14 protein-coding genes and 2 pseudogenes are annotated in these 12,146 nt (G+C 58.8%); 6 read left to right on the forward strand and 10 right to left on the reverse strand.

From position 1 onward, the window contains the following. Positions 1-188: 188 nt before the first annotated feature. From AC1DNW_RS17610 to AC1DNW_RS17630, 5 genes are all read right to left on the reverse strand, one after another. Positions 189-824: a cysteine hydrolase family protein gene (locus AC1DNW_RS17610; protein ID WP_477853843.1), complete on the reverse strand. Its 636-nt coding sequence runs from the start codon at positions 822-824 to the stop codon at positions 189-191. 17 nt (positions 825-841) lie between these two features. Continuing rightward, complete coding sequence (locus AC1DNW_RS17615) at positions 842-1,390, reverse strand: hypothetical protein (protein ID WP_113297301.1); 549 nt, start codon at positions 1,388-1,390, stop codon at positions 842-844. Positions 1,391-1,533: 143 nt separating this feature from the next. After that, positions 1,534-2,526 (reverse strand): enoyl-CoA hydratase/isomerase family protein, encoded by a 993-nt coding sequence (locus AC1DNW_RS17620; protein ID WP_477853845.1) that lies wholly within the window; start codon positions 2,524-2,526, stop codon positions 1,534-1,536. A gap of 38 nt (positions 2,527-2,564) precedes the next feature. Further along, positions 2,565-3,035, reverse strand: coding sequence for a RidA family protein (locus tag AC1DNW_RS17625; RefSeq protein WP_477853847.1), 471 nt, complete (start codon positions 3,033-3,035; stop codon positions 2,565-2,567). Further along, on the reverse strand, positions 3,029-3,754 hold the full coding sequence (locus AC1DNW_RS17630; protein WP_477853848.1) for an SDR family NAD(P)-dependent oxidoreductase: 726 nt from the start codon (positions 3,752-3,754) through the stop codon (positions 3,029-3,031). Before AC1DNW_RS17630 ends, AC1DNW_RS17625 begins: the two co-directional genes overlap by 7 nt. Before the next feature lie 285 nt (positions 3,755-4,039). Between AC1DNW_RS17630 and AC1DNW_RS17635 the strand changes: the two genes are divergently transcribed. The 4 genes and pseudogenes from AC1DNW_RS17635 (at position 4,040) to AC1DNW_RS17650 (ending at position 5,750) form a co-directional block, all read left to right on the forward strand. Continuing rightward, entirely contained in the window at positions 4,040-4,231 is a 192-nt protein-coding gene (locus AC1DNW_RS17635) for a hypothetical protein (RefSeq protein WP_477853850.1), read from the forward strand. A gap of 18 nt (positions 4,232-4,249) precedes the next feature. Beyond that, positions 4,250-4,711 (forward strand): YybH family protein, encoded by a 462-nt coding sequence (locus AC1DNW_RS17640; RefSeq protein WP_477853852.1) that lies wholly within the window; start codon positions 4,250-4,252, stop codon positions 4,709-4,711. 272 nt (positions 4,712-4,983) lie between these two features. Beyond that, positions 4,984-5,187, forward strand: a pseudogene (locus AC1DNW_RS17645) (LysR family transcriptional regulator); the annotation flags it as partial. Positions 5,188-5,417: 230 nt separating this feature from the next. Then, positions 5,418-5,750: a hypothetical protein gene (locus AC1DNW_RS17650; RefSeq protein ID WP_113297297.1), complete on the forward strand. Its 333-nt coding sequence runs from the start codon at positions 5,418-5,420 to the stop codon at positions 5,748-5,750. A gap of 262 nt (positions 5,751-6,012) precedes the next feature. On the opposite strand, the gene AC1DNW_RS17655 is transcribed toward AC1DNW_RS17650, so the two are convergent. Continuing rightward, positions 6,013-6,804 carry an SDR family NAD(P)-dependent oxidoreductase gene (locus AC1DNW_RS17655; RefSeq protein ID WP_477853854.1) on the reverse strand — a complete coding sequence of 264 codons (792 nt, stop codon included), beginning with the start codon at positions 6,802-6,804 and terminating at the stop codon, positions 6,013-6,015. A 600-nt stretch (positions 6,805-7,404) separates the two neighbouring features. Then, positions 7,405-8,010, reverse strand: coding sequence for a L,D-transpeptidase (locus tag AC1DNW_RS17660; protein ID WP_113312096.1), 606 nt, complete (start codon positions 8,008-8,010; stop codon positions 7,405-7,407). Between the two features lie 191 nt (positions 8,011-8,201). Between AC1DNW_RS17660 and AC1DNW_RS17665 the strand changes: the two are divergent. Beyond that, a pseudogene (locus tag AC1DNW_RS17665) lies at positions 8,202-8,469 on the forward strand (type II toxin-antitoxin system RelB/DinJ family antitoxin). 551 nt (positions 8,470-9,020) lie between these two features. On the opposite strand, the gene AC1DNW_RS17670 reads toward AC1DNW_RS17665, so the two are convergent. The 3 genes from AC1DNW_RS17670 to AC1DNW_RS17680 all read right to left on the reverse strand — a co-directional run bounded on the left by AC1DNW_RS17670 (position 9,021) and on the right by AC1DNW_RS17680 (position 10,730). Beyond that, entirely contained in the window at positions 9,021-9,356 is a 336-nt protein-coding gene (locus tag AC1DNW_RS17670; RefSeq protein WP_477853856.1) for a hypothetical protein, read from the reverse strand. 118 nt (positions 9,357-9,474) lie between these two features. Next, positions 9,475-9,921, reverse strand: coding sequence for a hypothetical protein (locus AC1DNW_RS17675; RefSeq protein ID WP_477853858.1), 447 nt, complete (start codon positions 9,919-9,921; stop codon positions 9,475-9,477). Positions 9,922-10,058: 137 nt separating this feature from the next. Continuing rightward, complete coding sequence (locus AC1DNW_RS17680; protein WP_477853860.1) at positions 10,059-10,730, reverse strand: glutathione S-transferase family protein; 672 nt, start codon at positions 10,728-10,730, stop codon at positions 10,059-10,061. A 118-nt stretch (positions 10,731-10,848) separates the two neighbouring features. On the opposite strand from AC1DNW_RS17680, the gene AC1DNW_RS17685 reads away from it, so the two are divergent. Further along, positions 10,849-11,778, forward strand: coding sequence for a LysR family transcriptional regulator (locus tag AC1DNW_RS17685; RefSeq protein WP_477853862.1), 930 nt, complete (start codon positions 10,849-10,851; stop codon positions 11,776-11,778). Positions 11,779-12,146: the final 368 nt, after the last annotated feature.

Here is a 12,146-nt window from a genome sequence, read left to right on the forward strand (position 1 = left end):
TGTTGCGGACCTAACGTCTGCAGCCGGTGCGAAGCAAGGCGTTCAAACGCCTTGGCCGTTTCCAAAAGCGCAGCGGCCCCCGAGGGCAGGCCAACCCCGGCGCTCGAAAATCAATAGATCTCCGCTCGCGCAAAATCCGGCGACCTCATAAGAGCGCGCCGGATTTGGTTGACGGGTTCGAGGCGGACCTATGGCGCGTGGGTGAGGGCGATCGCTGCGATCGTCTCCTTAGCGTCGACGATAGCGCTGGCATAGCTCGGGAGATTGATCTCCAGCGCGGCATGCATCATTTCCGGCGAGTAGTCCGCAACCGCGTCCTTCACGACCGTTACATCGTAGCCAAGCTCCGCCGCGTAGCGGACTGTGGCCTCGATGCAGGTGTGTGCGACAAGCCCGATCACGATGACCCGCTGGATGCCGTGCCGCTTCAGCTGGAGATCGAGATCGGTGTTGGCGAAACCGCTGGAGCACCAGTGCTCGGAGGCGACGACCTCACCCGCCTGGGGGACGAATTCGGCGCGAAACTCACCGCCCCAGGTCCCGAATTCGAAACTCTTGCGGTGCCAGGCCGCACGCTGAATAGGGGCCACGAACTTCCAGTTTTCGTAGTCGCCCTCCCGATAGCGGTGATGCATCGCAAAGAAGACCCGTAGCTTGGCGTCCCGTGCAGCGGTCAGCACCTCCAGCATGTGCGGAACGCAATTGTTCGCCTCCGCGACCTCCTTGATCCGGGGCCAGATCTTGCCGCCCTCGGAGATGAAATCATTGTAGGGGTCGACCACGAGCAATCCCGTGTTGCTGCGGTCGAAGGACAGTTGTGTCATGGAAGTCTCCTCGACGGTCAAGCAACCTTTGTGGATGTGTTATGCAGTGCCGCGCGCTCGATGCTCGCAGCAAATAGCGGGGTCTCGCCCTTGTTGTGGGCGATGGACATCGGCTGTCGCTGCGTGCGAAAGAGTTCGAAAGGGATGCCCTGGCGGTCGAGGAAAGCCATCATTTCCTCCGTCGCGTACGATCTTACGCGGTTCGTGAATTCGCAGCGGGCAGCGTCGATCTTCTTCACGCTCAGCTCCCAGGTGACATGGATGGTCACCCGGCCGTTCGGCGTGAAGACATCGGAGTCGGAGTCTAAAATCAGATGATCTTTTTCGCCCAAAGTCTCCACGTAGTGCTGGACCATCAGGCTTCCGCCGATCGTCTCGACGTTGATCGACATCCGGGTACCGTCTGGCGCGGTCGTGAAGCCAGCGGCGATGTGTGCGGGCGAGCAGCCCTGGTATTCCTTTTCCGACAGGGTGAAGCACCATTCCGGAATGTCGACCATCTCGATAGGTGCGTTGATGATCGCCGAAAAGGAAGAGTCGACGATCTGGTTTTCGATGCTGTGCATATGACGTCTCCATGATTGATCTGGTAGCTGAAGGCGAGTTTACCGGGATTCCGAACAGTGAATGATACGGGGGCCTCTGCGCAGGCGGCTCAACGTTGGCGCCCGCGCGACCTGCCGTGTCACTGCGCGGGCACCGCTCCGACCTAGTTCTCGGCCAGGGACTGCGTGTAATGCCCAAGACGGGTTTCGATGTCAGGATCCTTCTGCAGGCCCATCTCCATTAGCCTTCCGATCTTCTTCTGGGCCACCGGGCGCTGGACAGACGTAATGAAAGCATCCCAGCCCGCCCCAATCTCAGGATTGCTCGGAAGGCTTGCGAAGTCGACCAGCCGTTTCGTGTCGGCGATTGCCTGGCGGTCGAAACCGGAGATTCGGGTTGCCAGGGCGTCGACGAACGGATCGAGCTTGTCGTCGTCGAACGACCGGTTGACGTAGCCGTACTCCTCCGCAAGATCGCCGTTGATGTCGTCGGAGCCGAGAAGCACTTCGAGGGCGCGGCCGCGTCCCATCAGCCGCGGAAGCCGCGCCATCGGGCCGCCGCCTGGGACGAGCCCTGCGCCGACCTCCCATTGCGATAGGATCGCTTTCTGACGGCTGGCAAATCGCATGTCGCTGGCAAGAGCAAGTTCGCTGCCGACCCCTGTCGCACGCCCGCGGATCAGCGCGATCGACACCACGGGCGATTTGCTGATGCGCACCAGCATATCGGGGAGGGGATGAAGCCCGGTAGGTCCCGAGGGGAGCCTGGTGGAATCGGCCAGTGGAGGCGTAAAATTGTAGTGGGTTAGGAAGAAGCCTGGAACCGCGCTGTCAAAGACGACGACCCTGAGATCGGGATCGGTTTCGATTTGCGAGACTACTTTTTCCATCTGCGGGATCGTTTCCGGTCCGAAGATGTTGAAGGGCGGGTTGTCGAAAGTGACGCGCCAATAGGCGGGCGTCCGCTTCTCGACCTTTATCTGTTGCGCCTGCTCCTGGCCGGGCTCGGCTTTGACGTCCGGCGCATGATCGACATTCTCGGCGACCTTTGTCTGACCGGAAAGGGCGAGCGCCGGAACCAGCAGCAGGGCCGCAGCGGTGAGAAACGTCGATGACAAAGCGAGGGTGCTTGTTGCGGTGGGTGGTCTGACTTTCATGACTGCCTCCATTTCGGGTTGGGAGCGAAGACTATTCGCTAGGATTCGATCTCGCAGACGAGTTCGATCTCGACGGGCATTCCAAGCGGTATGCTGGAAACGCCAAGCACGATGCGTGGTGGGAGCCTGGCGGCGCCGAATATATCGAGCAGCAGCTCCGACGCCCCGTCGGCAACCTTGGGATGCTCGTGGAAATCGGACGGGCAGGCGATGTAGACGCCGAGCTTGGCAATTGACCGGATCCTGTCCAGCGAGCCCAGATGAGACCGCGCAGCGGCAAGACCGCTCAGACAGGCGGTTCTGGCGGCCTCATAGCCCTGTGCGACCGAGAGGTCCTTGCCTACCAACCCTGTGTAGAGAGGGACGTGCCCGACCACTGGAAGCATGCCGCTCAGGAAGAGCAACGACCCGGCCCGCACCGCCTCGACGTAGGCGCCGAACGGGGTGGGCGCAGCCGGGATGACCAGAGCGAGTTCCCTTACGCGCGCTTCCGCGCTCGCGACTACCATTTGCCGAGATGTGCGCCGTTGTCGACGTGCAGCACCTCCCCGGTGATGTTGGCGGATTCCGTGAGATAGACGACGCCATCGACGATCTCCTGGACAGCGGTGATTGTGCCCATCGGCGACAGGGACTCGAGAAAGTCCCTGGGGTTTTTCGCGTGCAAGGGCGTGTCGACGACGCCCGGCGAAATTGCGTTCACGCGGATATTGTCCTTGGCGAATTCAAGCGCCAGGCTTTTGGTGATGGCGTTGAGGCCGCCCTTGGTGATCATCGGCAGGGACGCCGTCACGCCGGCGATCGGGTGGTCGGTCAGCGACGACGTGAGGGTGACTACGCTTCCGCCGGACCTCTGGCGCAGCATCTGCCTGATGGCGCGCTGCGTGAAGTGAATGAACCCCTCGACGTTCGTGGCCGACAAGCGGCGGAAGTCTTCGATGGTGTATTCGAGAAACGGTTTTGTGAAGAACACCCCGGCATTGTTGACGAGCGCGTCGATGGAACCGAATTGCTCGACCGCCGCATTCGCAACCCGCTCGGCGGTTTCGGGATCCGCGACGTCGCCGCTGATCAATTCCAGCCGGCCGGCGCGGTCGAACAGGGTCGTCTCGCTGATGTTTCGGGACGTGCCGATGACGTTCCAGCCCTTGTCCAGAAATGTCTTGACCAGGCCGGCTCCGATGCCCTGCGAAGCCCCAGTAATCACCACAGTCTTGTGCACGCTCATGCCTGCCTCCGTTCTGGCGACGCGGAAAACCTTCGCCCGCCACGTGGAGGGCGGTCGCTTGGTTTTCGAGTGATGCGTTGATCCGGCGATGAGCCGGGAGCTTGCCGGACGGTCGCGCCGTCCTTCGCTCTGCCAAGACCATCGCGCCGAAAATCGAGCCAGGATATTGTACCAAGGTGTCTCTGATACCTTCGGATCGGGTCCCTTCGTCAGCACACCAAAGTCCAATAGAATGGGCGATCGCCGGAGCTAATAGTCGCTGCACCACGAATGAATGGAGTTCACATGACCCGCTGGCCGGATCGCCGCATCATCGACCTTTTTGGAATCGAGCTTCCCATCATCCGGGCGTCTATGGCCGGAGCTGCCAAGTGCTCTGTTGAAGGTCGAAGGGCTCAGCAAGGCTTCGGGGAGGTCCGAGCCGCGACGAAGGCGCCCGTCAACCTGAACTTCTTCGCGCGTCTTGCGCTACTTTGAGTACCAGAGGAGTATTCGATGAATTGGCATCTCATGGAGATCGACGGTGACGAGATCGAGCAGGGTGACGGAACCCCCCTTGATGCGTTGATCGAATTCTACCGGGCCTTTAACGCGGGCGATCTCGCGGGGCTGGAGGCCGCTTGGCTCGGAGGTTCGGAGCCCAGCATGGACAACCCCATCGGTGGCATCCGCCGCGGGTGGGACCAGATCGCCGAAGGTTACTCGAAGCTTTTCGAAGGGCAGGCAAAAGTCCACGTGACCTTCCACGACTTCACGAGTCAGGGTGGCGACGACTGGCATCTCTTCGTCGGACGCGAACGTGGGACGTGCAGGACGGAGCGTGATACGCTCGACGTCGCCTTTCGGACGACCCGGTGGTTCGTGCGCAGGAACCGGGCCTGGCGACAGCTTCACCACCACGGGTCAGTCGAGGATCCGAAGATGCTGGCCGATTACCAGAGACTGATCTTCGGATAAGTGCCTAGCCGCTTGATGTCGGCACCCTCGACTGCTCTGGTCAAGATGGACTCCGCGAACGAGAGGAGCGACGCCGGCGCAAGCAGCTCGGTCGAACGGCGCATCGCCTCTGTCTGCAAAGCGGCGGTGCTTAACTGGAAGGTGAGGCGAGAACACCGGCCCAACGTCCTGAAGCAATGCAGAATCGTTGCCGCAACCGTGTGCGGGTTGCCAGTCAGGAACGCGCCATTCGGACCGCACAGGTGGTCGAGCTGCGGCTGTGTCGGCGGCGGGTGCTTGCTTTGGAGCATGAGCTCGTGCTGCAGATCTTCATCCGCTCGACCAGGCGGGTGGAGCTGACGCGGGCAGGGTGTCCTTCTACGAGCGAACAGTCAGAATCCCCAGCGAGGTCGATCTCTCGAGAGATCACCAGGTCGGTGGCCGGTAAGACGGAACGGAAGATTGCGATCGGCACCGTTTACCCGGCCATGATCGGAAGCGCGGCGCAGTCGTGCGGTGCCGCTTCGCGATCGATGATGCCTTCAGACACGGCTGCGACGGCCGTGCGGTCTGCCATTCCTCTACAAATGATCCGGATGCTCTCTATCATCGGACGCCCGGCACCACGGCACCCGCCCCCTACGGTCCCAACGCCGGCAACCTACTTGCTGGCGATCCTTGGCCGACAGCTGTATGCAGCTTGCGGAAAGACGAACGAAGGTCACTTATGAGAATAGAATTTCTGCTTTGGCTCGCCGGTGCAATGGCAACATTCCTGGGCGCAGCGACCGCTTCACGTACCTATATTGCGACCAACAGCATTCTCGTGCTGGTCCTGTCACTCGCGCTTTATTGTGTGGGTAATCTCATCATGGTGCGGCTGATGAGAGAGGGTGGAATGGGGCTTGCGATATCGGTTTCCGCCGTTTCTCAGCTGCTGCTCATCAACGTGATTGCATATTTTGTTTTTGACGAGCGGCTCGCTCCCTCACAGATGGTCGGCGCGGGACTGGGTTTGATCGCAATGGTGCTGTTGTTATTCCCAATTGGGCAAAGATAGCGCAACCCGACAGCTACAGTTCTTCGCAACATGGGAAGCGGCGGCATACAAGATGTCTCAGGCTCCGTCCCAGCGCACGGCCTGGTCAAGCCCACCCGGCGGGACGTCGAAGCGGCCGAAATTCTCCGCGCCGGAACGCGGGCTGATCGGCGCGCTTCAAGTTCGCAGGCCACGCAACCGCCAGGCTGCGTGGCCTGCGCGCGTCCGCTGCTTGTCCCGGTTCCCGAAACTCGTGCGCAGAGGCGGATTACCGGGGCTGTCGTCAGAGCGTGTCGATCACGCCACCGTCGACGCGAACGGAAGCCCCAGTGGTGGCAGACGCGAAAGGCGATGCCAGATAGGTTACGAGGTTTGCGATCTCCTCGACGCTCGCAGCTCGCTGAATGATCGAGCTGCCGCGATGCTGCTTGACGAACGCAGTGGCGATTTCCTCGATCGGCTTCCCGGTCTTTGCACGTTCCTCGGCGAGCATAGCCTCCACGCCCTCGGACAGCGTTGGGCCAGGCAGAACGGAATTCACCGTGACGCCCGTGCCCGCCATCCGCTTGGCAAGGCCACGGGCAACTGCAATGTCGGCCGTCTTGCTGACGCCATAGTGGATCATCTCGACAGGAATGTTGAAGCCTGACTCCGAGGCGATGAAGATAACCCGTCCCCAATTCGATTTTTGCATGCCCGGAAGATAGGCACGGGAGAGCCTGACGGCAGACATCACATTGACCTGCCAGTGGCGATCCCAAACTTCGTCGTCAGCCTCGAAGAAGTCGATCGGCTGGAAGATGCCCGCATTGTTGATCAGGATGTCCACATGCGGAACCCTCGCGACGAGAGCGCCACACCCTGCAGCGGTCGCGAGATCGGCCGCGACGGCGTCGACGCTGCCCTTGACACCTTCACCCTTCAGGCGTTCGGCGGCCTTCGCTGTTTTCTCATCGGACCGGCCATTGAGCACCACGTCCGCGCCTGCGCTTGCGAGCTGGCGGGCTATCGCGTAGCCAATGCCTTCTGTAGATCCGGTAATCAGCGCAGTCCTGCCTGTGAGATCGATCTGCATTGCGTGCTCCTGTTGGGTTGGATCTCCGAACGTATGAACTGCCGATCAATGTCGCAACACCTCGGTTACCAGACGCCGGTCGTTTAACTACTCCACGGTTTACAACATCGCCATTGTGGTTCGATTTTATTCAAGGCAGTTATCCCGCTGCCGTGCGAGCCACTTCGCTTCAGTTGTCGACTTGAGCCTCACACCACCGCTGACGCTCAAGTTCTGGGATCGACGACTTTGGGACGATCCAGGTCCTGCCGATTACCAGTGGAGATGCAGGGGGGTGGGTGTGTCGGCGACATAAGGTGCTCAAGTGAGCTGATGCCTTCCGCTCTCTGTCACCACGAGAACAGGAGTGCCGGATACGGTAATCTCTCTCACCAAGGTGTCGGCTTCCAGGCTCGCGACCAGCGGCGTCGAAAGGCGCTTATCGCCAACGATCCAACCTCTGCCAACGCGTCGCTGTCGGCGATAACTTGCAATCGCTTTCAGCGCTTCAAGCTTTGCTTTGGACAACGACTTAGGTTTGGCATCTCGCATGTACGATCCATTCTGCTGATCTTTCCTACAGAATCTGGTGATCGTGGATCGGTTCTGCCAGAAGTTCTATCAGCGATGAACAATGACCCTCGTTCCCGGCTTTACCATATCGTAAAGCTCCTCCACGTCCTGACGATACATGCGAAAGCATCCGCTTGATGCATTTGTTCCGATCGAAGACGGGTCATTGGTACCGTGAATGCGCAGCAAGCCGTCGGCCAGATAGATCGCTCGCGTTCCGAGCGGGTTGTTGGGACCGGGCCTCATTACGGCTGGAAGTTTCGGGTTCTTCTGACGCATGCTCGCGGTTGGGCGCCATTCCGGATGTTCTTTCTTCGAGACCACTCGCGTCGAACCGAACCATTGTTTGCCTTCACGACCAACGGCGATCGGGTAGACATACTGCTCTCCCCACGGTGCCGAGTAATAGAGGGTGTGCTCGCTCGTCACGATCACTATAGTTCCGCTTGATCTCGTTATTGGTGCTCGGTTGGGCGGCGGGTCGCGATAGCGGGGAAGCGGCTGGTATTCGGGCTCTGGTGGATAAGGGGTGTACGGATTGTCGTAGCCGTAGCCATCATACTCGTCGTAACCATCATAGGGCCCATAGACTTGGGCATGAGACTGGACGGCGGTCAGAAAGAGGGCCGCAGCCAGGATAGCAAATAGCCTCATGGTCGTCATCCGCTTGTTAAACAAGCGTTATTAGGACGAGTTCTGTGGCGGGACTATGTCCGCGCCCTTCCATCTCAAGCGCGGTTCTTCCCCGAGTTTTCGAGGTAAAAAGTGTCAGCCCCGAATGAAAGTCGTCTAGCCGTGGATTTTGTCATGCAGATGCATTGCGTTAATTGCGAAGGAGATTGACCATGGCTTCAAATGCACTCGTCCAGATACGAATAGAGATGTTAAAGAATACGCCGCAGCGGCTCTCGAGAGCATCGGTTTGATAGTGTCGGATGCTGTGCGAGTTCTTTTAACGCAAACAGCAACGAGGGCCCGGCATACGACGCCTGATTTCGGGAAAAGGTTTTGAAGGCGCTTGAGGATACGCGCCCTGATATCGATGACGCGGGAGCACGATTTCGAGAGCGCCGTAGGCACGCCTTACATTGCGGTTTATGTCATCATACCTGACCGGATAAGCACTCTGCGAATTTGGCATAGTGCGTAGATGTGGCCGCCGAATGGGATTCCGAATAACGCCGGATACGGCGCAGCCCTTCGATTCCCGTCAAAGCGCGGCCACCTCACAGCGTGGGCAAGGGAATATCCAGCATTTTGTTATTCGCATTCTGCGAGCGGCGAAGTGCGCGTTCGTAGTGCCGAACGCACAATGGAGACGAATAGCTTATCTACCGAGATTTGGACCTACGTGTCACATTGTGCGCAAGCTCACTTGTCGTCGCGAACTCGCCAAAAAGCGCGGTCAGCTTGGCTTGCTCCCTCTCGTCCAGCCTGTGCTTCAAGCAAAAGTCGGAGATGCACCAAACCTTCTTCACCACGACAGGCTCGGCTGAAATCGAATCGATGTGCTGCATTTTAGTCCTCCCACTTCGCAGGCTAGCGAAGCGAACATTAGCTGGCAATGAAATAACGAGATCTTCCCAACAATTCTCCAACACCCGCTGGGCGCTTGGCGGCGCAGCGATAGTCAACTGCTCGGCCCCTGGCGGGGTATTGGACGATCAACTTACCGAAACAGTTTGTTCGATGATCTGCTGTACGCCCCTGACTTCGGTGGCAAAGGAATAAACTATTTCGCTGGGCACGCGGCCGATGGCGGCGATTGTAAGCTTCTCATAATGATCCACTGTATTAGCGAGAGCCTCCTTGTCGCGAAAATAAAGTTCGTCTCTGCCCACTTCGCCCAGTTTCCGACGCAGCTGCGGTGCCAGCATCTTTCCATGATCGTCGAAGATCGTTTTGTAGGCGTCGGCGCTCGTTGTATTCAGCAAAATCGCCCAGATATCCTCCGCCCTGGATCTTGTCTGCAGGAAGTGTTCGGCGGCATTCTCAGGCATTTCGACGCCGGCCGGGAGATAAAGTTCCTCCAGGTCATGGGGCGGAGGCTCGGTTCGGGTACGGCTGGTTAGATCCATGGTAGTGCTAGGTCGGTAAGCGACCCCAACAAAGTCACGATCACCATACGGCAAGCATCGCTCTTAAACGCTGCTGCAGGGCGGGCGGTTCGACGTTCATTCGCACGCAATGGAGCGCGTAGCGCATCGGTTCGCTAAATGGCATCCAGGCGCGCAGATTATCAAGAAGCATCTCGGACATCATGTCTTCGATCGGCCCGGCGCCGAGCTGGCCAAGCGCCTGTTGATGATCTGGGAGTCGGGCTCGGGCGATGACGGCAAGAGCCCGCTTCAAGGTCTCCTCCTTCGAGTCATTAAGCAAATCCGTCGACCAATGCCATGCCCCGGGATCAGCAAGGTAGGCCTGCACAAAGTCTTCTGCGGAGGCCGGCCGGTCACCACAATCAGCCATATCGGGTAGCCAGGAAGCATCCGACGCGATCGCGTCCGGCGTGAACGCATTATTGGAAACGAACGCTGTATGGCGCTTTGGCTTGCGCGACTTCATGTGAAACCCATTCACCTGCTTTCGTGAAGCCTAGGCTAACCTGGCGACGGCCCACCGCGCCATTGAAAAGATCGTCGCGATTCCGGCCAGCGCGCACCATCTTCATACGCGCACTGGCCAGACAGGAAGGCCAGAAATTATAGTTTCACGCCGACGCTCGCCAGGAAGATTTCCATACGGTTGTCAACCTCAGCCTTCGTCTCAGCCCACGCTGGGAACGACTGGAGAAGATTGTCGTGCCAAGCGATGAGGTTTGGATATTCCTTGAACGGAAACTTTGCACGATCGGCCTGGGAGAAGGGAGCCGCGATATCGATATCGGCAAAGGTCAACGTATTGCCAACCATGAACTCACGGCCTTCAAGATGCTGGTTGAGTACTTTCGCTGCAGAGCGGATCTTACCCTCAGCAAATTTGATGAGGGACTCGTCCTTCGCTACACCCATGACCGTCTTCCCCACGCGCTCATCGAAGATCGTGGTGGTGAAGGTGCGCCACTGCTCGCCCGACCAGAACATCCACTGAAGGACCTGAAAGCGCTCCTCCTGCGTGGTTCCGACCAGCGGCGAATTCACCTTGTTGGCGAGATACAAGTTGATTGCAGAAGATTCCCAGAGAATGGTGTCTCCATCCTCCAGAACCGGCGTCAAACCGTGGGGATTGAGACGGGATTTGAACTCGTCGGTCTGGCTCTCGCCTTTGAAGAGGTCAACGGTAACGCGTTCGAGTTCAATGCCCATGATCTTCGCAGCGGTGTTCACGCGACGCAAGCTGCCCGAGCCCGCATCACCATAGATCTTGATTGTCATAACTGTTCCTTTCGGCTCCGGCCCGTGAAAGGGCGGCCGAACGTTAATTCCCATATTCTTTTTACGAATGGCATCCATGCTTTATGAATGCCATCTATTCCCAATTGGAATTCATTAATTGTTTGGAGTAAAGGTGATGGATAAGCTAGATGCGATGCGGATGTTCGTGCGCGTCGTCGAAAGCGGAAGCTTTTCGCAGGCAGCGCGAGATCTGAACGTCAGCCAACCGACGGTCAGCAAGCAGCTCGCTGCGCTCGAAGCGCGGCTCGGGACGCAACTCCTCGCGAGAAGTTCGCGTGCCCTTGCCGTGACGCCTGCAGGACAGGACTATTATGAGGCCACCGTCCGTATTCTTCAAGATCTCGACTCCGTCGAAGAGAGAGTCCTTGAAGGGCAGTCGCGCCCCTCGGGGCTCGTCCGAGTGACCCTCTCGCCAGCATTCGGGAGGATGTTCGTTATTCCCCGACTAGCGGATTTTAGGACGAGTTTCCCTGACGTCGCGATCGAGATGGAAGTCTCCGGGCGGCACGTTGACCTTATCGAGGAGGGAATAGACGTCGCGATCCGCATCGGTCGGCTTTCGGATTCAGCACTCGTCGCGCGACGCATCGGCGACATGCGGATGATAACCCTAGCCTCCGCCGGCTATCTTGCCCAACACGGCACACCGCAAACGCTAGTCGAACTGCGCACCCACCAACGTATCAGCTATGTCCACCAGGGCGATATCATCGGGTGGGGTTTCCACGTAGACGGCCGGCCGGTCACGGTCGACGGTGGGGGAGCGTTCCGCACAAACGACGCCGAGCATATCCGCGGCGCGGTCCTCGCGGGCCTCGGCATCGCCCACCACGCAAGCTGGTTGTTCACGGATGTGCTGGCCTCCGGCGAGGTTGTACAAATTCTGGACCAGCATGCGCCGCCGCCCTTTCCGATAAACGCAGTTACCGCTGCCGGACGGCGCATGCCCTCGCGAGTGCGGCAATTCATCGATTTCCTCGCTGCGATTTGCGCCGAGGAGCCGGAATTAAAGGTCGGCGACGGCTAGCCCGTCATAGTGCGGACGGTTCTGGATTGCCCCTGCACAGGAGGACGCTGAACAGGCCCTTGTCGTCCGTCCAGTCGGCCATTGGTAACCATTCCGCTGCGCGCAACGACAAGGTCGGGGTCGCATGGCAGTACTTGTGGTTACAGTCAGTATGGATGGCTCGCCGGCTCCTACCGCCTATAAGCGCGGTGATAGGGTTTGAACCTCAATTCAGAGTTCAATCAGCCGCGTGACTAGTTTGTCGTAGCTCTTCCGAGATCATCCTCTGGGTTTACCTCAGCATCGACAGAAATACTTAGAAATGGCTAGATGGACATGAAATTAATTTCGGAATATCAATTATACGTTTACTTTATGCAGGGTGTATA

It is taken from the genome of Rhizobium sp. 05L429 (assembly GCF_056397645.1).

What these genes read in the sequence shown, in the direction of transcription:
- AC1DNW_RS17610 (WP_477853843.1), bottom strand. Translation starts at nt 824, where the DNA reads ATGACACAACTGTCCTTCGACCGCAGCAACACGGGATTGCTCGTGGTC.
- AC1DNW_RS17635 (WP_477853850.1), top strand. Translation starts at nt 4,040, where the DNA reads ATGACCCGCTGGCCGGATCGCCGCATCATCGACCTTTTTGGAATCGAG.
- AC1DNW_RS17670 (WP_477853856.1), bottom strand. Translation starts at nt 9,356, where the DNA reads ATGCCTGAGAATGCCGCCGAACACTTCCTGCAGACAAGATCCAGGGCG.
- AC1DNW_RS17640 (WP_477853852.1), top strand. Translation starts at nt 4,250, where the DNA reads ATGAATTGGCATCTCATGGAGATCGACGGTGACGAGATCGAGCAGGGT.
- AC1DNW_RS17660 (WP_113312096.1), bottom strand. Translation starts at nt 8,010, where the DNA reads ATGAGGCTATTTGCTATCCTGGCTGCGGCCCTCTTTCTGACCGCCGTC.
- AC1DNW_RS17625 (WP_477853847.1), bottom strand. Translation starts at nt 3,035, where the DNA reads ATGGTAGTCGCGAGCGCGGAAGCGCGCGTAAGGGAACTCGCTCTGGTC.
- AC1DNW_RS17655 (WP_477853854.1), bottom strand. Translation starts at nt 6,804, where the DNA reads ATGCAGATCGATCTCACAGGCAGGACTGCGCTGATTACCGGATCTACA.
- AC1DNW_RS17675 (WP_477853858.1), bottom strand. Translation starts at nt 9,921, where the DNA reads ATGAAGTCGCGCAAGCCAAAGCGCCATACAGCGTTCGTTTCCAATAAT.
- AC1DNW_RS17650 (WP_113297297.1), top strand. Translation starts at nt 5,418, where the DNA reads ATGAGAATAGAATTTCTGCTTTGGCTCGCCGGTGCAATGGCAACATTC.
- AC1DNW_RS17615 (WP_113297301.1), bottom strand. Translation starts at nt 1,390, where the DNA reads ATGCACAGCATCGAAAACCAGATCGTCGACTCTTCCTTTTCGGCGATC.
- AC1DNW_RS17680 (WP_477853860.1), bottom strand. Translation starts at nt 10,730, where the DNA reads ATGACAATCAAGATCTATGGTGATGCGGGCTCGGGCAGCTTGCGTCGC.
- AC1DNW_RS17620 (WP_477853845.1), bottom strand. Translation starts at nt 2,526, where the DNA reads ATGAAAGTCAGACCACCCACCGCAACAAGCACCCTCGCTTTGTCATCG.
- AC1DNW_RS17630 (WP_477853848.1), bottom strand. Translation starts at nt 3,754, where the DNA reads ATGAGCGTGCACAAGACTGTGGTGATTACTGGGGCTTCGCAGGGCATC.